This is a genomic window from Knoellia locipacati (assembly GCF_044791685.1).
Classification (GTDB): domain Bacteria; phylum Actinomycetota; class Actinomycetes; order Actinomycetales; family Dermatophilaceae; genus Knoellia; species Knoellia locipacati_A.
In genome coordinates this window covers 270,176-287,758 of sequence record NZ_CP087730.1, presented here as the reverse complement: position 1 = coordinate 287,758, position 17,583 = coordinate 270,176, and the positions used below count along the sequence as shown (strand labels likewise).

Genomic DNA, 17,583 nt, shown 5'->3' with positions numbered 1-17,583 from the left:
CATGGACGGCCTCAACGCCCTCTTCGATGGGATGTCGGCAGCCCTCACGCCGATGAACCTCCTCTACGCCTTCCTCGGCGTGCTCCTCGGCACCGCCATCGGCGTCCTGCCCGGCATCGGGCCGGCCATGGCCATCGCCCTGCTCCTGCCGCTCACCTACACCCTGCCCGTCGAGCAGGCGATCATCATGTTCGCCGGCCTGTACTACGGCGGCATGTACGGCGGCTCGACGACCTCGATCCTGCTCAACACACCGGGCGAGAGCGCCTCGGTGATGACAGCCATCGAGGGCAACAAGATGGCCAAGGCGGGCCGCGGTGCCGCGGCCCTGTCGACCGCGGCCATCGGGTCGTTCGTCGCCGGCACGATCGCCACGCTGTGCCTCGCGCTCCTCGCGCCCCAGGTCGTGAAGTTCGCGATCCAGCTCGGCGACCCGGACTACCTCGCCGTCATGCTCTTCGCGTTCGTCGCGGTGACCACGGTCCTCGGCTCCTCGAAGATCCGCGGCTTCGCCAGCCTCGCGCTGGGCGTGTGGATCGGGCTCGTCGGCATCGACCAGACGTCGGGCCAGCAGCGACTCACCTTCGGCATCGACCAGCTCTCGGACGGCATCGACGTCGTCGTCGTGGCCGTGGCGGTCTTCGCGATGGGCGAGGCGCTGTGGATCGCGGCGCACCTGCGGCGAGCGCCGGCCCGGATCATCCCCATCAAGGGCCGGCTCATGACGCGCGAGGACCTCTCGCGCTCGTGGAAGCCGTGGCTGCGCGGCTCGGCCATCGGCTTCCCGTTCGGTGCCATCCCGGCAGGTGGTGCGGAGATCCCGACGTTCCTGTCCTACGTCACCGAGCGCAAGCTGTCCAAGAAGCCCGAGGAGTTCGGCCACGGCGCCATCGAGGGCGTCGCCGGACCCGAGGCGACCAACAACGCCTCGGCAGCCGGCAGCCTCGTCCCGCTGCTCACGCTCGGCATCCCGACGACCGCGACCGCGGCCGTGATGATCCTCGCCTTCCAGACCTACGGCATCCAACCGGGTCCGCGGCTGTTCGACGAGCAGGGGCCACTGGTGTGGACGCTCATCGCGAGCCTGCTCATCGGCAACGCGATGCTCCTCGCGCTCAACCTGCCGATGGCCGGTCTCTGGGCCAAGCTCCTGCTCATCCCCAGGCCCTACCTGTATGCCGGCATCCTCATGTTCGCCTCGCTCGGCGCCTACGCGGCCAACGGCTCGCCGTTCGACCTCTGGCTGCTGCTGCTCGTCGGCGGGCTCGGGTTCGCGATGCGGCGCTACGGCCTACCGGTCGTGCCGCTCATCGTCGGCCTCATCCTCGCCCCCCGGGCCGAGGTCTTCATGCGCCGCGCCCTGCAGATCAGCGACGGGCACCTCTCTGGCCTCGTCAACACGACGTTCTCGAAGGTCGTCTACCTGCTCATCCTGCTCGTGGTCCTCGTCCCGTTCGTCTGGTCGCGGGTCCGCGACCGCCGGACGCCGCCGGAGGACCCCACCACGGGCCCCGACGACCCCCGCCTCCAGCAGCACGCCAACAACCAAGGAGCCTGACATGCCGGTCATCGTGGGGTTCGTACCCACCAAGGAAGGGCGGGCCGCCCTCGACGCGGCCGTCGTCGAGGCCCGCAGCCGGGGCAGCCGGCTGCTCGTCGTCAACGCGAGCACCGGGGCGGCCTCGGCCGACAACCGCTACGTCGACGACGCGGAGCTCACCGCGCTCAAGGACGAGCTCGACGCGTCGGGCCTCGACTACGAGGTGTCGCACGCGGTCCACAAGAAGGACCCCGCGGAGGTGCTCGTCGAGCTGGCAGAGGAGACCAACGCCGAGCTCATCGTCATCGGCGTCCGTCGCCGCACCCCTGTCGGCAAGCTCCTCCTCGGGAGCCAGGCCCAGAAGGTGCTGCTCGACGCCGAGTGCCCGGTGCTCGCCGTCAAGGCCCCCCGCTGAGCCGGACCGCACCACGGTCGGAGCCGTCCACGGGATCTCCCGTGGGCGGCTCTGCCGTGTCGGTCGCCCCACGACCGTGCCGTCGGAGCCCTGACGCGGCGCCCTGCGCGGAGTCCTAGACTGGCGCGCATGGCTGAACTCACCCGCGACGACGTGGCACACCTGGCCGGTCTCGCCCGCATCGACCTCTCCGACGCCGAGCTCGACAAGATGGTCGGCGAGCTGGGCGTCATCCTCGAGTCGGTGGCGATCGTGCAGCAGTCGCCGATCGAGGGCGTCGAGCCCATGAGCCACCCGATGCCGATCGTCAACGTCACCCGTCCCGACGTCGTCCGGCCCAGCCTCGGCGCCGAGGCGGCCCTCGCGGGTGCCCCGGAGTCCGACCAGCAGCGCTTCTCCGTCCCCCGCATCCTGGATCCGGCCCCAGACGAATACGGCGACGTAGGAGCCGGCTTCGTCAGGGAGGACTGAGGCGACCGTATGCCGTGAGGTGAGCTCACGGCATACCTCCGCCTCTGCCGCACCACGCTTTCCCGCAGCGACCACCCAAGGACCGATGTGACCACCGACCTGACCCGCGCCAGCGCCGCCGAGCTCGCCGACCTCCTCACCAGTGGTGGGACGAGCTCGGTCGAGGTGACCCGGGCGCTGCTCGACCGGACCGACGCCGTCGACGGCGACGTCCACGCCTACCTCCACGTCGACCGCGACGGGGCCCTCGCGGCCGCTCGCGACATCGACGAGCGACGGGGCCGCGGCGAGCAGCTGCACCACCTCGCCGGCGTTCCGATCGCCGTCAAGGACGTCATGGCGACCAAGGGCCTGCCGACGACATGCGGCTCCAAGATCCTCGAGGGCTGGATCCCGCCCTACGACGCGACGGTCGTGACGCGCCTCAAGCAGGCCGGCATGCCGATCCTCGGCAAGACCAACATGGACGAGTTCGCGATGGGCTCCTCGACCGAGCACTCGGCCTACGGCCCGACGCGCAACCCGTGGGACCTCGACCGCATCCCCGGCGGCTCGGGTGGTGGCTCGAGCGCGGTCGTCGCGTCGTTCCAGGCGCCGCTCGCGATCGGCACCGACACCGGCGGCTCCATCCGCCAGCCGGCCGCCGTCACGGGCACGGTCGGGACCAAGCCGACCTACGGCGGCGTCTCGCGCTACGGCCTCGTCGCGCTCGCGTCATCGCTCGACCAGGCGGGTCCGTGCACGCGCACCGTCCTCGACGCGGCGCTGCTGCACGAGGTCATGGGCGGGCACGACCCGATGGACTCGACCTCGATCGACGCGCCCGTCCCCGCCGTCGTCGAGGCCGCGCGTCGCGCCGACGTCACGGGCCTGCGGATCGGCATCGTCCGCGAGCTCACAGGCGAGGGCTTCCAAGCCGGCGTGCAGGCCCGCTTCGACGAGTCGGTCCAGCACCTCGTCGACGCCGGCGCCGAGGTCGTCGAGGTCTCGTGCCCGAGCTTCACCGCGGCGCTTGCTGCCTACTACCTCATCCTTCCGTCGGAGGCGTCGAGCAACCTCGCGAAGTTCGACGCCATGCGCTACGGCCTGCGGGTCCTGCCCGAGGGCGTCGACGACCCGAGCGCCGAGCAGGTCATGGCGGCGACGCGTGACGCGGGCTTCGGCGACGAGGTCAAGCGCCGCATCATCCTCGGCACCTACGCACTGTCGTCGGGCTACTACGACGCCTACTACGGCTCGGCGCAGAAGGTGCGGCGGCTCATCGCCGATGACTTCACCCGCGCCTTCGAGTCGGCCGACGTCCTCGTGTCGCCGACGGCGCCGACGACGGCGTTCCGGTTCGGCGACAAGCTCGACGACCCGATGGCCATGTACCTCAACGACATCGCGACGATCCCGGCCAACCTCGCCGGTGTCCCCGGCATGTCGCTCCCGAGTGGTCTCGCCGACGAGGACGGGCTGCCCGCGGGCTTCCAGATCCTCGCGCCGGCCACGGCCGACGACCGCCTGTATGCCGTCGGCGCGGCTCTCGAGCAGCGCCTCCTCGCCGCGTGGGGCGGACCCCTGCTCGCGAAGGCGCCCGACCTGTCCACCTCCACGACGAAGGGTGCGTGACATGAGCACCACGACCACCGACGCGACCCTCGCCTACGACGACGTCCTCGCGGCCTTCGACCCGGTGCTCGGGCTCGAGGTCCACGTCGAGCTCGGGACCAACACCAAGATGTTCTGCGGCTGCGCGACCGAGTTCGGCGCCGAGCCCAACACCCAGGTCTGCCCGGTGTGCCTGGGCCTGCCCGGAGCGCTGCCGGTCGTCAACGAGGTCGCCGTCGAGTCGGCGATCCGGATCGGTCTCGCGCTCAACTGCGAGATCGCGCAGTGGTGCCGCTTCGCCCGGAAGAACTACTTCTACCCGGACATGCCCAAGAACTTCCAGACCTCGCAGTACGACGAGCCGATCGCCTTCGAGGGCTACCTCGACGTCCCGCTCGACGACGGCTCGACCTTCCGCGTCGAGATCGAGCGCGCGCACATGGAGGAGGACACCGGCAAGTCGCTGCACGTCGGCGGCTCCACGGGTCGCATCCACGGCGCGACGCACTCGCTCGTCGACTACAACCGCGCAGGCATCCCGCTCATCGAGATCGTCACCAAGCCGCTGCGTGGTGCGGGGGAGCGCGCGCCCGAGGTCGCCCGCGCCTACGTCGCCACGCTCCGCGACCTGCTCAAGGCGCTCGACGTCTCCGACGTCAAGATGGAGCAGGGCTCGATGCGCTGCGACGTCAACCTCTCACTCATGCCCAAGGGCTCCACGACCCTGGGCACCCGCACCGAGACCAAGAACGTCAACTCGCTGCGCTCGGTCGAGCGGGCCGTCCGCTACGAGATGTGCCGCCACGGTGCCGTGCTCCAGGGCGGTGGCTCGATCCTCCAGGAGACCCGCCACTGGCACGAGGACACCGGCATGACCACGTCGGGCCGCGTGAAGTCCGACGCCGACGACTACCGCTACTTCCCGGAGCCCGACCTCGTCCCCGTCGCGCCCACCCGCGAGACGGTCGAGCAGCTGCGCGCCACCCTGCCCGAGCAGCCGGCGCTGCGCCGCAAGCGGCTCCAGTCCGACTGGGGCTTCAGCGACCTCGAGATGCGCGACGTCCTCAACGCCGGTCTCGTCGACCTCATCGGCGAGACCGTCGAGGCGGGTGCCTCGCCGGCCGGGGCCCGCAAGTGGTGGTCGGGCGACATCGCCCGTCGCGCCAACGCCGAGGGCTCGACCGACGTCGCCTCGTATGCCGCGCAGCGGTCGATCACACCCGCGCACGTCGTCGAGCTCGAGGGTCTCGTGACCTCCGGGCGGCTCAACGACTCGATGGCGCGCCAGGTGTGGGAGGGCGTGCTCGACGGAGAGGGGACCCCGACCGCGGTCGCCGATGCCCGCGGGCTCGAGCTCGTCCAGGACGACGGCGCCCTCGAGGCCGCCGTGGACGAGGTCATCGCGGCCAATCCCGATGTGGCACAGAAGGTCCGGGACGGGAAGGTCCAGGCCGCGGGTGCCCTCATCGGTCAGGTCATGAAGGCGATGAAGGGTCAGGCCGACGCCGGCAAGGCCCGCGAGATCATCCTCTCCAAGCTCACGAGCTGACTGACCCCTCCTTCCGACTCATTGCCCTTTTCGTCCCGTCGTCGCTGCGCTCCTCGGGACGAAAAGGGCAATAAGTCGGGGCGGGTCAGCGGCGACCGCCGCCGAGGAGTCCACCGAGGACGTCGAGGATCGAGCCGCCGGCCGACGGCTGGGTCTGCTGCGTCGGGGCCGGCGCCTGCTGGGTGGCCGTGCCACCGCCGAGGGCGCCACCGAGCACGTCCTGCAGCATCGAGTCGAGCGAGCCCGGGCCACCCTGCGCCGTGTTGTCCGCAGGGGCCTGCGTCGCGCCTCCGCCGAGACCGCCACCGCCGCCCTTGAGGACGCGGTTGGCGAGGTAGGACAACACGATCGGGGCGAGGATCGGGATGAGGCGCTTGACGAGTCCGCCGCCGGCGCCGGACGCACCGAGCGCGGAGTAGACCTGCTCCTCGTTGGACCCGAAGATGTGCGAGGCGATCTTCTCGCCGTCGGCCCGGTCGACCTGGCCGAGGTCGACGCCACCGCGGACGAGGTCGTCGTCGTGCTGGGCGAGCGCCTCGACGATCGAGCTGGCGCCGGCCGGGTCCTGCGCGTTGGCCTGGAGCCCGCCGAGCAGGGCCGGCAAGGCGGTCTGGGCCGCCTGCTGCACCTCCTGCGGGTCGGCGCCGAGCTCCTGGGCGAGCTGGTCGAGGGGGAGGTTCTGGAGGATGTCGTCAGCTGCAGCCATCGGTCGTGCCACCTCTCGGGTCCGGTGGGCGACGGTGCCCACCTCTGCGTTCAACGTACTCAGCGAAGGAGTCCACCGGGGGCTTGTCAGCCGACGGGGACGCGCACGACGCGGTCGTCGCCGGGGCGGGGGTCGCCGCGGAACGTGTTGTTGCTCAGGATCCAGAGGGTGCCGTCCGGCGCCGTGACGACGTCCCGGATCCGGCCGTATCTGTCCTCGAGCAGGCGTACCGGCTCACCGCGCCGCCTCGCCCCGTCGACCGCGACCTTCCACAGCGACGCGCCGCGCAGCGCCGCCAGGTAGACCGCACCGTCGGGCCCGACGGCGATCCCGCTCGGGGAGGCGTCGTCGGTGGACCACTGCGCGATGGGTGCCACGAAGTCACCGGCGTCGCCCTCGATGCCCTCCACTTCGGGCCACCCGTAGTTGGCGCCCGGGATGATGACGTTGAGCTCGTCCCAGGTGTTCTGGCCGAACTCGCTGGCGTACATCGTCCCGTCGGCGCCCCACGCGAGACCCTGGACGTTGCGGTGCCCCAGGCTCCACACCGGGCTCCCGGCGATGGGGTTGCCCGGAGCCGGCTTCCCGTCGGCGGTGACCCGCAGGATCTTGCCGCCGAGGTTGCGCCGGTCCTGCGCCCGGTCGGGCCGAGCCGCGTCCCCGGTGCCGACGTAGAGGAAGCCGTCGGGTCCCCACGCGATCCGCCCGCCGTTGTGGTTGCCGGCCTTGGGTATGCCGGTGAGCACCGGTGTCATCGGCCCGAACCCGTCTGTCCCGAGGGTCGTGCGCAGGATCCTGTTGTCGTCGTCGGAGGTGAGGTAGAGGTGCACGACCCGGTCCGTGGCGAAGGTGGGCGACACTGCGACACCGAGCAACCCGCCCTCGCCGCCGACGTCAACGCCGTCAACGGATCCGACAGTCGTGCGACGGCCGGTGGGGGAGACCCGTACGACCTCGGCCTCGTCGCGCAGGGTGACGAGCGCGTCGCCGCCGGGAAGGAACGCGATCGACCACGGCACGTCCAGCCCGGTCGCGATGTCGCTCGGGCTGCCCGAGGGGATGGACGCGGCCGTGGCGGACCCGGTGGGGGTCTGGCTGCCCGATGACGCGCTGGGCGTCGCGCTCGCCGACGCGGACGGCGAGTCGGCCGACGTCGTGGCGGGTGCCGGCTCAGGAGGGTCATCCCCGCCACCACAGCCCGCGAGGCCGAGGGCGAGCACGCAGAGAAGCGCTGGCAACGTGCGGTGACGGGACGGCATACCCGATCCTCTCCCGGTCGGGGCAACCAGGGCGAGGGCGGGAGCACGACTCCCAGCAAGTCCGCAGACGGCGTTCGCCTAGGGTCGAGGACATGGTCGTCGTCTCCTTCCCGGACCCTGTCCTGCTCGCTGCTGTCGGTGACGTTCCGGGTGTGGAGGCGGTCGTCTGGGACCCGGCGGGGGAGGAGTCCCCCGACGAGCGGATCGAGGTGGTCATCGCGCCCTACCTCGGGGCCGCCTCGGCGCTCGGCGCGGTGGCACAGCTGCGGGACGTGAGGCTCGTCCAGCTCCAGTCGGCCGGCTACGACGGCGTGCTCGAGGTCGTCCCGGAGACGGTCGGCGTGGCGAACGCGGCGGGGGTCTACGACGCCGCCACCGCCGAGCTCGCGGTCGGCATGGCCATCGCGTCGCTGCGCGGCATCCCCGACGCGGTGCGGACCGGGGACGAGGCGCGTTGGGTCGGCCTGGGGACGCGGACCTCACTGGCCGACCGGCGGGTGCTCGTCGTGGGCTACGGGTCGGTCGGCACGGCGATCGCGCGGCGGCTCAGCACGTTCGAGGTGACGCTCACGGCGGTCGCGTCGCGGGCGAGGGCGGGCGACGACCTCGTCGACACGGTGCACGGCATCGACGAGCTCCCCCGGCTGCTGCCCGACCACGACGTCGTCATCGTCATCGTCCCGCTCACCGACGCGACGCACCACCTCGTCGACGACGCGTTCCTGTCGGCCATGCCCGACGGCGCACTGCTCGTCAACGTCGCCCGCGGGCCGGTCGCCGACACCGACGCCCTCGTCGCCCACGCCGGCCGTCTCGCGCTGGCGCTCGACGTCACCGACCCGGAGCCGCTGCCGGACGGACACCCCCTCTGGAGTGCACCGAACGTCCTCATCACCCCGCACGCCGGCGGCAACACCACGGCGCTGCTGCCGCGGATGTCGGCACTGCTGCGCGACCAGCTCTCGCGGGTCGCTGCGGGTGAGGATCCCCACCACCTCGTCCGCCCGATTGTCAAGACCTGACATCGGGGTCGGGCAGGGGCAAGATCGAAGCATGACCATCGCTGCCGAGGACCGGACGCTCGTGCTCGTGCGCCACGCCAAGGCCGAGCAGGGCGGCTACGACGCCGACCACGAGCGCGAGCTCACCAAGAGAGGGCACCGCGACGCCCAGGCCGCCGGCCGGTGGCTCGCCGAGCACGGCATCGGCGTCGACGAGGTGCTGTGCTCGACCGCGACGCGGGCGATGCAGACGTGCGAGGGCATCTGGAGCGCGGGCTGCTCGGAGGCGGACATCCGCGAGGACCACCGGATCTACGACGCGTCGGCCGACCGGCTGCTCGAGGTCGTGCGTGAGGCCGACGCCGACGCCAACGTCGTCATGGTCGTCGGCCACGCCCCGGGCATCCCGGCGCTCGCCTCGATCCTGGCCGAGGGGGCCGGCAGCGACCAGGCCCACGAGCTCATGAGCGAGGGCTACCCGACGGCGGGCGTCGCCGTGCTGCGCTTCTCCGGGCACTGGAGCGACCTCACCGCCGGTGTGGCGCAACTCGACCGCTTCCACGTCGCGCGGGCCGAGCGGGAGTCCGCCGAGGTCTGAACCCGGGTCCGCGCCGAGTGCTCACATCACCGAGCGCAGGGCCGCGGTCGCACCTCTGAGGTAGCGCTCGACGACGACCCGTTCGTCGTCGGTGAGCGAGTTGTCGATCTCGGCCAGGGCGGTGAACATCGGCGCGAGCAGCGCGAAGATCTCGCGTCGCCCGGAGTCGGTGACGACGACCTCCGTGCGGCGCCGGTCGTCGGTGTGGGCGCGGCGCTCGGCGTGACCGCGAGCCACGAGTCGGTCGACCACGCCCGAGGATGCGGCGGAGGTCACGCCGAGGACCTTGGCCAGCTCGACCGGCCCCATCGGGGTTGCGGAGAGGTGTCGCAGGGAGTGCAGCTCGGAGACGGAGAGCCCGCCGCGACGCGCGACGGCCTGGGGGGACTGGGCGGCGACGCCCACGAGCTCCTCGAGCGCCTCGAGAGAGGGAGAGGGCCGGTATGCCGGCGCAACCGACTGCACCGCCGCCGCGGACTGCACCGCGGACGCCGGCTCGTCGGTGGGTCGGGTGGACCGGCTTGTCCTCGGGTCGGGGATGTCGGTAATATCGCTCACCTACTTACTCACTTGATGAGTCACTGATCTACCCACTCTAGCGAAGGACGACCGATGGGCGCGCTCGCCACACTCCTCACCCGGAAGTGGGTGGCCGGTCTGGTCGCCCTGTTCGCGCTCCTGTCGGCAGGTGCCGTCATCGGTGTGGTCGGTCAGGCGGAGCGTGGCCCGACCGCGACGGCCTCCCTGCCGACCGGGTCGGACAGCCGGGCGGCGGCGGAGCTGCGGGCGGAGCTGCCCGAGGCCGAGGGGTCGGCCGCCGTCGTGCTGTTCAGCAGCGACTCCGCCCTCACCGCCGAGCAGCTCGCCCTGCTCCAGGGCAAGGCGCGCGAGCTCCCGGGAGCCAGCGGCGCACCGCCCACCGTCTCCGAGGACGGCACCGCCGCGATCGTCGTCGTCCCGGTGAGCGCGAACGACGCGACCGAGACCTCCGAGGTGGTCACCGAGCTGCGCGACGTCGTGCGGTCCGGCCTGCCCGACGGCCTCACGGCCCAGGTGACGGGTCCGGCGGCGATCCAGGCCGACCTGGCCGCGGTCTTCGACGGCGCGAACTTCCGCCTCCTCGGGGCGACCGCGTCGGTCGTCGCGCTCCTGCTCATCATCACCTACCGCAGCCCCGTGCTCTGGCTCGTGCCGCTCACCGTCGTCGGCGTCGCCGACCAGCTCGCCGCCACCCTCGCGACCCGGACCCTCGCGGCCTTCGACGTCCAGTGGGACGAGTCGACCATCGGCATCCTCTCCGTCCTCGTCTTCGGAGCGGGCACCGACTACGCCCTCCTGCTCATCTCGCGTTACCGCGACGAGCTTCGCGTCACCGAGGACCGCCGGGAGGCCATGGCCCACGCCCTGACGCGCACCGCGGAGGCGGTCCTGTCGAGTGCGACCACGGTCGTCCTCGGCCTGCTGACCCTGCTGCTCTCCGCCTTCCCCACGACGCGTGGTCTCGGACTGGCCTGCGCGGTGGGCGTCGTCGTGGCGGCGGTCTTCGTCCTCGTCGTCCTGCCGGCTGCACTGGTCGTCTTCGGTCGCTGGATCTTCTGGCCCAAGGTGCCGCGCACCGGTCAGGCGAGCCTGGCGGACTCCCGGTCGTTCTGGCGCCGCATCGGCGACGCCGTCGCCCGCCACCCGAAGCGCTTCGCCACGGTGACACTCGTGCTCCTCGCCATCGCCGCGGGCGGCATGACGCAGATCCGCACGGGCCTCGACGGGTCCGACCAGTTCCTCGAGAAGCCCGAGGCCATCGCGGCGGGGGAGCGCCTCGCCGAGTCGTTCCCGGCAGGCTCGGCCGACCCCGTGGTCATCGTGTCGCGTGGTGCGGAGGTCTCCGAGCTCGCCGCGACCGTCGGCGCCGTCGACGGGGTGTCGTCGACGCGAGAGATCGCCAGCACCGGTGGCGTGAGCGAGATCCAGGCCGTCGTCGAGGCCGACCCCGGCTCCGACGCGGCGGAGCAGACCGTGCGCGCCATCCGTGACGCGGTGTCCGGGACCGCGGAGACGCACGTCGGCGGCACCGAGGCCGAGGCGCTCGACGAGTCCGAGGCCTCGGCGCGCGACCGCATGCTCATCTTCCCGATCATCCTCGGTCTCGTTGTCCTCGCCCTCGGGGCACTGCTGCGCTCGGTCGTGGCGCCGGTCGTCCTCGTGGCCACGGTCGTCGCGACGTACCTCGCGAGCCTCGGGATCTCGTCGGTGCTCTTCACCCAGGTGCTCGGCTTCGACCGCCTCGACAACGGCGTCCCCCTGCTCGCGTTCGTCTTCCTCGTCGCCCTCGGGGTCGACTACAACATCTTCCTCGTGACACGCACGGCCGAGGAGGCCCGCGGGCACGGGCCGCGAGAGGGCATGCTGCGCGCGCTCGCGGCGACCGGTGGCGTCATCACGAGTGCGGGCATCCTGCTCGCCGCGGTCTTCGCCGTGCTCGGTGTGCTGCCGCTCGTCGTCCTCGCCCAGCTCGGTGTCGTCATCTGCGTCGGCGTCCTCCTCGACACCCTCGTGGTCCGCACGGTCCTCGTCCCGGCGATCGCGCTCGTGCTCGGGGACCGGTTCTGGTGGCCCCGTCGCGTCGGTGGCGCCCACCAACCGCAGGTTGAGTCCCGCGGGGCGGGCGACGCCGAGCCCGATCTCGTCTCCGTCGCTGGGTGAGATCGGCGTCCCAGTCGGTGGACACGGGTTCTACAGTGGCCCCATGACCGACGCGCCCGAGATCGACATCAAGCCCCGCAGCCGCGACGTCACCGACGGCCTCGAGAAGACCGCAGCACGAGGGATGCTGCGCGCGGTCGGCATGGGGGACGACGACTGGGTCAAGCCCCAGATCGGCGTCGCGAGCTCGTGGAACGAGATCACCCCGTGCAACCTCTCGCTCGACCGGCTGGCCAAGGCGGTCAAGGACGGCGTGCACTCCGGTGGCGGCTACCCCCTGGAGTTCGGCACGATCTCGGTGTCCGACGGCATCTCCATGGGCCACGAGGGCATGCACTTCTCGCTCGTGTCGCGCGAGATCATCGCCGACTCGGTCGAGACGGTGATGAACGCCGAGCGGCTCGACGGCTCGGTCCTCCTGGCCGGCTGCGACAAGTCCCTGCCCGGGATGCTCATGGCCGCCGCCCGCCTCGACCTCGCCTCGGTCTTCCTGTATGCCGGCTCCATCCTTCCCGGGATCGCGAAGCTCTCGGACGGCTCCGAGAAGACCGTGACGATCATCGACGCGTTCGAGGCCGTCGGTGCCTGCGCCGCCGGGAAGATGTCACGCGCGGACGTCGACGCCATCGAGCGCGCCATCTGTCCGGGCGAAGGCGCCTGCGGTGGCATGTACACCGCCAACACCATGGCCTCGGTCGCCGAGGCGATGGGCATGTCGCTCCCCGGCTCTGCCGCGCCGCCGGCCACCGACCGTCGGCGCGACGGGTTCGCCCGCAAGTCCGGTGAGGCCGTCGTCGAGCTGCTCCGTCGTGGCATCACCGCCCGCCAGATCATGACCAAGGAGGCGTTCGAGAACGCCATCGCCGTCGTCATGGCCTTCGGCGGCTCGACCAACGCCGTCCTGCACCTGCTCGCCATCGCCCACGAGGCCGAGGTCGACCTCACCATCGGCGACTTCCAGCGGGTCGGCGCCAAGGTCCCGCACCTCGCCGACGTCAAGCCGTTCGGCCAGTTCGTCATGACCGACATCGACCGTGTCGGGGGAGTGCCCGTCGTCATGAAGGCGCTCCTCGACGCCGGTCTGCTCCACGGCGACTGCCTCACGGTCACGGGTCGCACCGTCGCCGAGAACCTCGCCGACATCCGCCCGCCGGACCCGGATGGCCACGTCGTGCGCGCGATGAGCGAGCCGATCCACCGCACCGGTGGACTGACGATCCTCAGCGGATCGCTCGCCCCCGAGGGCGCGGTCGTCAAGTCGGCCGGGTTCGACACCGACGTCTTCGAGGGGACAGCACGCGTCTTCAACGGCGAGCGCGCCGCAATGGACGCCGTCGAGCAGGGCCAGCTCAAGCCCCAGGACGTCGTCGTCATCCGCTACGAGGGCCCCAAGGGCGGGCCAGGCATGCGCGAGATGCTCGCCGTCACCGGCGCGATCAAGGGCGCCGGCCTCGGCAAGGACGTCCTCCTCCTCACCGACGGTCGCTTCTCCGGCGGCACGACGGGGCTCTGCGTCGGGCACGTCGCACCGGAGGCCGTCGACGAGGGGCCGATCGCGTTCGTCCGGGACGGGGACGGCATACGCCTCGACGTCGCGGGCGGGACCCTCGACCTCCTCGTCGACGACGCGGAGCTCGACCGGCGCCGCGCCGAGGGCGTGACGCATCCCGAGCCCAAGTACACGCGTGGTGTCCTCGCCAAGTACCGCAAGCTCGTCGGCTCGGCGAGCCGGGGCGCCGTCTGCGACTGACCGCGGCGCCATCGCGTCCGACACGAGAACGCGGGCCCTTGGACGCATGAAGGATGGAGGATCGCGGGGACTGGGCCCCTGCGATCCTCCATTCTGTCGCGGTGCGGGACCCTCGTGCGCCGGCATTACGGGCCGGGCAATGACCGGATGGTGGGATGTGTCGTCTCACACGTTGACACGACCGCTGCCGGGCGGGAGAGTCGTCGTGTGTCCCGCCTCCTCGTACTTCCCCCGGCGCCCGGCCCCTCCTGACAGGTCCGGCCAGGCGCCTCCCTCCATCGTCCCCACCGTGTGGGACGGGAGGGTTTTTTTGTGGCCACACGCAGCATCCAGCACGCGAGATCTCCCTGCAGCACACCGCAGCTCAGCACGAAGCAGCACGACATGACGCAACTCAACGCAACTCCGACCGAAGATGGTGACGACGTGAGCGAGACCCAGGCAGCGCCCACCCCGGCGCGGCTCGCCGAACAGGCCCGAGCCAAGGCTCCCCTGCAGGTGACGGGAGCGCAGAGCCTCGTCCTGTCACTGGAGTCCATGGAGGTCGACACGGTCTTCGGCATCCCCGGTGGCGCGATCCTCCCCGCGTACGACCCGCTGCTCGACTCGGTCAAGGTGCGCCACATCCTCGTCCGCCACGAGCAGGGTGCAGGCCACGCCGCCGAGGGCTACGCCTCGGCCACCGGCAAGGTCGGCGTCTGCATGGCGACGTCGGGCCCGGGTGCGACCAACCTCGTCACCGCACTCGCCGACGCGCACATGGACTCGGTGCCGATCGTGGCCATCACCGGTCAGGTCGCGAGCGCGGCCATCGGCACGGATGCCTTCCAGGAGGCCGACATCCGCGGCATCACGATGCCGATCACCAAGCACAACTACCTCGTCACCGACGCCTCGCAGATCCCGCGCGTCATCGCCGAGGCCTTCCACATCGCATCGACCGGCCGGCCCGGACCGGTGCTGGTCGACATCAGCAAGGACGCGCTCCAGGCCAGGACGACGTTCTCGTGGCCGCCGCGGATCGACCTGCCCGGCTACCACCCGGTGACCCGCCCCCACGCCAAGCAGATCCGAGAGGCGACCAAGCTCATCGGCGGCGCCCAGCGGCCGGTGCTCTACGTCGGCGGCGGCGTCATCCGTGCCGACGCCTGCGAGGAGCTGCGCCAGTTCGTCGAGCTCACCCGCATCCCCGTCGTCACGACCCTCATGGCCCGGGGCGCCCTGCCCGACAGCCACGAGCTGCACCTCGGCATGCCCGGCATGCACGGCTCCGTCGCCGCCGTGACGGCGCTGCAGAAGGCCGACCTGCTCATCACCCTCGGCGCCCGCTTCGACGACCGGGTCACCGGCCAGCTGTCGACGTTCGCGCCCGAGGCCAAGGTCATCCACGCCGACATCGACCCGGCCGAGATCTCCAAGAACCGCAAGGCCGACGTGCCGATCGTCGGCTCCTGCAAGGACGTGCTCGTCGACCTCATCGAGTCGGTCGACATCGAGATCGACGCGGGCCACGGCGGCGACTACACGGAGTGGCGCGAGCGCACCCAGGGCTGGAAGCGCGACTTCCCGGTCGGCTACACCGTGCCCGAGGGCGGCACCCTCGCCCCCCAGTACGTCATCGAGCGGCTCAGCGCGATCGCCGGACCGGAGGCCGTCTACGTCGCCGGCGTCGGCCAGCACCAGATGTGGGCCGCGCAGTTCGTGCAGTACGAGCGCCCGCGTGCCTGGCTCAACTCCGGTGGCCTCGGGACGATGGGGTATGCCGTCCCCGCCGCCATGGGTGCCCAGGTCGGGGAGCCCGACCGCACCGTGTGGGCGATCGACGGCGACGGGTGCTTCCAGATGACCAACCAGGAGCTCGCCACCTGCGTCATCAACAACATCCCGATCAAGGTCGCCGTCATCAACAACAGCAGCCTGGGCATGGTGCGCCAGTGGCAGTCGCTCTTCTACAACGAGCGCTACTCCAACACCGACCTGCACACGTCCGCCGACGGCACCCGCATCCCCGACTTCGTCAAGCTCGCCGACGCCTACGGCTGTGTCGGCCTGCGGTGCGAGCGCCCCGAGGACGTCGACGAGACGATCCGCAAGGCGATGGAGATCAACGACCGCCCGGTCGTCGTCGACTTCGTCGTCCACCGCGACGCGATGGTGTGGCCGATGGTCCCCGCCGGCGTGAGCAACGACGCCATTCAGGTGGCCAAGGACACCGCACCCCAGTGGGACCGCGAGGAGTCCGAGGCCATCCCGCAGGCCGAGGACGCCGACCACAGCGGCGGCGACGCCACCCCGACGAAGCGCACCGACGAAGGTGAGGAGAAGTGATGTCGCAGCACACCCTGTCGGTGCTCGTCGAGAACAAGCCGGGAGTCCTGGCCCGCATCGCCGGCCTCTTCGCCCGCCGCGGCTTCAACATCCACAGCCTCGCCGTGGGCGAGACCGAGCACGTCGAGATCTCGCGCATCACCGTCGTCGTCGACGTCGACGAGCTCCCGCTCGAGCAGGTGACCAAGCAGCTCAACAAGCTCGTCGAGGTGCTCAAGGTCGTCGAGCTCGACGCCTCGTCCGCCGTCCAGCGACAGGTCATGCTCATCAAGGTCCGGGCCGACGCGGCGACGCGCAGCCAGGTCCTCGAGCTCGTCCAGCTCTTCCGCGCCAAGGTCGTCGACGTCGCCACCGAGTCGGTGACGATCGAGGCGACCGGGCACGGCGAGAAGCTCACCGCGCTGCTCGGGGTCCTCGAGCCCTACGGGGTGCGCGAGCTCGTCCAGTCCGGCATCGTCGCCATCGGACGAGGCCCCCGATCCATCACCGACCGCGCGCTGCGCGGAGCCTGACAGGAGCCGCAACGTCCGGCAGCTCGACGGCATACCCACCGCTTTGCCGGACGCAAGCGCAAGACCGCAACACCACAGACCACATCGCACGACAACCTGAGGAGACGTTCGAAACCATGGCCGAGATGTTCTACGACGACGACGCCGACCTGTCGATCATCCAGGGGCGCAAGGTCGCCGTCATCGGATACGGCAGCCAGGGGCATGCCCACGCGCTGAGCCTGCGCGACAGCGGGGTCGACGTCCGCGTCGGTCTCGCCGAGGGCTCCAAGAGCAAGGCCAAGGCCGAGGCCGAGGGCCTGCCGGTGAAGTCGGTCGCCGACGCCACCGCCGAGGCCGACCTCGTCGTCATCCTCACGCCCGACCAGGTGCAGCGCACCGTCTACGCCGAGGAGATCAAGCCCCACCTCAAGGAGGGCGCGGCGCTGCTCTTCGGGCACGGCTTCAACATCCGCTTCGGCTACATCACCCCGGAGCCGGGCTCCGACGTCATCATGGTCGCGCCCAAGGGCCCCGGCCACCTCGTGCGCCGTGAGTACGTCGACGGTCGTGGCGTGCCGGTGCTCGTCGCCGTCGAGCAGGACGCGTCCGGCACCGCCTGGGACCTCGCGAAGTCCTACGCGAAGGCCATCGGTGGCCTGCGTGCCGGCGGGATCCGGACGACCTTCACCGAGGAGTGCGAGACCGACCTCTTCGGTGAGCAGGCCGTCCTCTGTGGTGGCGCCTCGCAGCTCGTCATGTACGGCTTCGAGACCCTCGTGGAAGCGGGCTACCAGCCCGAGGTCGCCTACTTCGAGTGCCTGCACGAGCTCAAGCTCATCGTCGACCTCATGGTCGAGGGCGGCATCGCCAAGCAGCGCTGGTCGGTCTCCGACACGGCCGAGTACGGCGACTACGTCTCGGGTCCGCGTGTCATCGACCCCTCGGTCAAGGACAACATGCAGGCCGTCCTCGCCGACATCAAGAACGGCGCGTTCGCCAAGCGCTTCATCGACGACCAGGACGCCGGCGGACCGGAGTTCAAGGCCCTGCGCGAGAAGGGTGCCCAGCACCCCATCGAGGCCACGGGGCGCGAGCTGCGCAAGCTCATGTCGTGGGTCAAGAGCGACACCGACAGCGACTACGTCGAGGGTTCGGCCGCCCGCTGATCCCCCTCCGCTG

At 71.2% G+C, this 17,583-nt stretch carries 15 protein-coding genes; 12 read left to right on the top strand and 3 right to left on the bottom strand.

Annotation, left to right across the window (positions count from 1 at the left end):
* Position 1 precedes the first annotated feature (1 nt).
* The 5 genes from LL946_RS01360 (at position 2) to gatB (ending at position 5,568) form a co-directional block, all read left to right on the top strand.
* Positions 2–1,558, top strand: coding sequence for a tripartite tricarboxylate transporter permease (locus LL946_RS01360; RefSeq protein WP_404384010.1), 1,557 nt, complete (start codon positions 2–4; stop codon positions 1,556–1,558).
* A gap of 1 nt (position 1,559) precedes the next feature.
* Positions 1,560–1,955: a universal stress protein gene (locus LL946_RS01355; protein ID WP_404384008.1), complete on the top strand. Its 396-nt coding sequence runs from the start codon at positions 1,560–1,562 to the stop codon at positions 1,953–1,955.
* A gap of 129 nt (positions 1,956–2,084) precedes the next feature.
* Entirely contained in the window at positions 2,085–2,426 is a 342-nt protein-coding gene (gene gatC, locus LL946_RS01350; protein ID WP_404384006.1) for an Asp-tRNA(Asn)/Glu-tRNA(Gln) amidotransferase subunit GatC, read from the top strand.
* Positions 2,427–2,513: 87 nt separating this feature from the next.
* On the top strand, positions 2,514–4,040 hold the full coding sequence (gene gatA, locus LL946_RS01345; RefSeq protein WP_404384004.1) for an Asp-tRNA(Asn)/Glu-tRNA(Gln) amidotransferase subunit GatA: 1,527 nt from the start codon (positions 2,514–2,516) through the stop codon (positions 4,038–4,040).
* Between the two features lies 1 nt (position 4,041).
* Positions 4,042–5,568 carry an Asp-tRNA(Asn)/Glu-tRNA(Gln) amidotransferase subunit GatB gene (gene gatB, locus LL946_RS01340; RefSeq protein ID WP_404384002.1) on the top strand — a complete coding sequence of 509 codons (1,527 nt, stop codon included), beginning with the start codon at positions 4,042–4,044 and terminating at the stop codon, positions 5,566–5,568.
* Positions 5,569–5,653: 85 nt separating this feature from the next.
* Here the strand turns inward: gatB and LL946_RS01335 are convergent, their stop codons facing one another.
* The gene (locus tag LL946_RS01335; protein WP_404384000.1) at positions 5,654–6,274 is read right to left on the bottom strand and encodes a DUF937 domain-containing protein; all 621 of its coding nucleotides are present in this window, start codon (positions 6,272–6,274) and stop codon (positions 5,654–5,656) included.
* An 86-nt stretch (positions 6,275–6,360) separates the two neighbouring features.
* Positions 6,361–7,533 (bottom strand): PQQ-dependent sugar dehydrogenase, encoded by a 1,173-nt coding sequence (locus LL946_RS01330; protein WP_404383998.1) that lies wholly within the window; start codon positions 7,531–7,533, stop codon positions 6,361–6,363.
* Between the two features lie 92 nt (positions 7,534–7,625).
* Here LL946_RS01330 and LL946_RS01325 point away from each other — a divergent pair, with 92 nt between their 5' ends.
* On the top strand, positions 7,626–8,555 hold the full coding sequence (locus LL946_RS01325) for a 2-hydroxyacid dehydrogenase (RefSeq protein WP_404383996.1): 930 nt from the start codon (positions 7,626–7,628) through the stop codon (positions 8,553–8,555).
* Positions 8,556–8,586: 31 nt separating this feature from the next.
* Positions 8,587–9,132, top strand: a complete 546-nt coding sequence (locus LL946_RS01320; RefSeq protein ID WP_404383994.1) for a SixA phosphatase family protein — start codon at positions 8,587–8,589, stop codon at positions 9,130–9,132.
* A gap of 21 nt (positions 9,133–9,153) precedes the next feature.
* Here the strand turns inward: LL946_RS01320 and LL946_RS01315 are convergent, their stop codons facing one another.
* Positions 9,154–9,690, bottom strand: coding sequence for a MarR family transcriptional regulator (locus tag LL946_RS01315; RefSeq protein ID WP_404383992.1), 537 nt, complete (start codon positions 9,688–9,690; stop codon positions 9,154–9,156).
* Positions 9,691–9,744: 54 nt separating this feature from the next.
* Here LL946_RS01315 and LL946_RS01310 point away from each other — a divergent pair, with 54 nt between their 5' ends.
* The 5 genes from LL946_RS01310 to ilvC all read left to right on the top strand — a co-directional run bounded on the left by LL946_RS01310 (position 9,745) and on the right by ilvC (position 17,570).
* A complete protein-coding gene (locus LL946_RS01310; RefSeq protein WP_404383990.1) occupies positions 9,745–11,832 on the top strand; it encodes an MMPL family transporter in 2,088 nt (695 codons plus the stop codon).
* Between the two features lie 43 nt (positions 11,833–11,875).
* Positions 11,876–13,582, top strand: a complete 1,707-nt coding sequence (ilvD, locus tag LL946_RS01305; RefSeq protein WP_404383988.1) for a dihydroxy-acid dehydratase — start codon at positions 11,876–11,878, stop codon at positions 13,580–13,582.
* A gap of 426 nt (positions 13,583–14,008) precedes the next feature.
* Entirely contained in the window at positions 14,009–15,910 is a 1,902-nt protein-coding gene (locus tag LL946_RS01300; protein WP_404383986.1) for an acetolactate synthase large subunit, read from the top strand.
* Positions 15,910–16,422, top strand: coding sequence for an acetolactate synthase small subunit (gene ilvN, locus LL946_RS01295; RefSeq protein ID WP_404383984.1), 513 nt, complete (start codon positions 15,910–15,912; stop codon positions 16,420–16,422). The genes LL946_RS01300 and ilvN overlap by 1 nt, the downstream gene beginning before the upstream one ends.
* 116 nt (positions 16,423–16,538) lie before the next feature.
* Positions 16,539–17,570, top strand: a complete 1,032-nt coding sequence (gene ilvC / locus LL946_RS01290) for a ketol-acid reductoisomerase (RefSeq protein WP_404383982.1) — start codon at positions 16,539–16,541, stop codon at positions 17,568–17,570.
* The last annotated feature ends 13 nt before the right edge of the window (positions 17,571–17,583 follow it).

Coding starts and splice junctions, on each gene's coding strand:
- LL946_RS01360 (WP_404384010.1), top strand. CDS start 2: ATGGACGGCCTCAACGCCCTCTTCGATGGGATGTCGGCAGCCCTCACG.
- LL946_RS01355 (WP_404384008.1), top strand. CDS start 1,560: ATGCCGGTCATCGTGGGGTTCGTACCCACCAAGGAAGGGCGGGCCGCC.
- gatC (WP_404384006.1), top strand. CDS start 2,085: ATGGCTGAACTCACCCGCGACGACGTGGCACACCTGGCCGGTCTCGCC.
- gatB (WP_404384002.1), top strand. CDS start 4,042: ATGAGCACCACGACCACCGACGCGACCCTCGCCTACGACGACGTCCTC.
- LL946_RS01335 (WP_404384000.1), bottom strand. CDS start 6,274: ATGGCTGCAGCTGACGACATCCTCCAGAACCTCCCCCTCGACCAGCTC.
- LL946_RS01330 (WP_404383998.1), bottom strand. CDS start 7,533: ATGCCGTCCCGTCACCGCACGTTGCCAGCGCTTCTCTGCGTGCTCGCC.
- LL946_RS01325 (WP_404383996.1), top strand. CDS start 7,626: ATGGTCGTCGTCTCCTTCCCGGACCCTGTCCTGCTCGCTGCTGTCGGT.
- LL946_RS01320 (WP_404383994.1), top strand. CDS start 8,587: ATGACCATCGCTGCCGAGGACCGGACGCTCGTGCTCGTGCGCCACGCC.
- LL946_RS01310 (WP_404383990.1), top strand. CDS start 9,745: ATGGGCGCGCTCGCCACACTCCTCACCCGGAAGTGGGTGGCCGGTCTG.
- ilvD (WP_404383988.1), top strand. CDS start 11,876: ATGACCGACGCGCCCGAGATCGACATCAAGCCCCGCAGCCGCGACGTC.
- ilvN (WP_404383984.1), top strand. CDS start 15,910: ATGTCGCAGCACACCCTGTCGGTGCTCGTCGAGAACAAGCCGGGAGTC.
- ilvC (WP_404383982.1), top strand. CDS start 16,539: ATGGCCGAGATGTTCTACGACGACGACGCCGACCTGTCGATCATCCAG.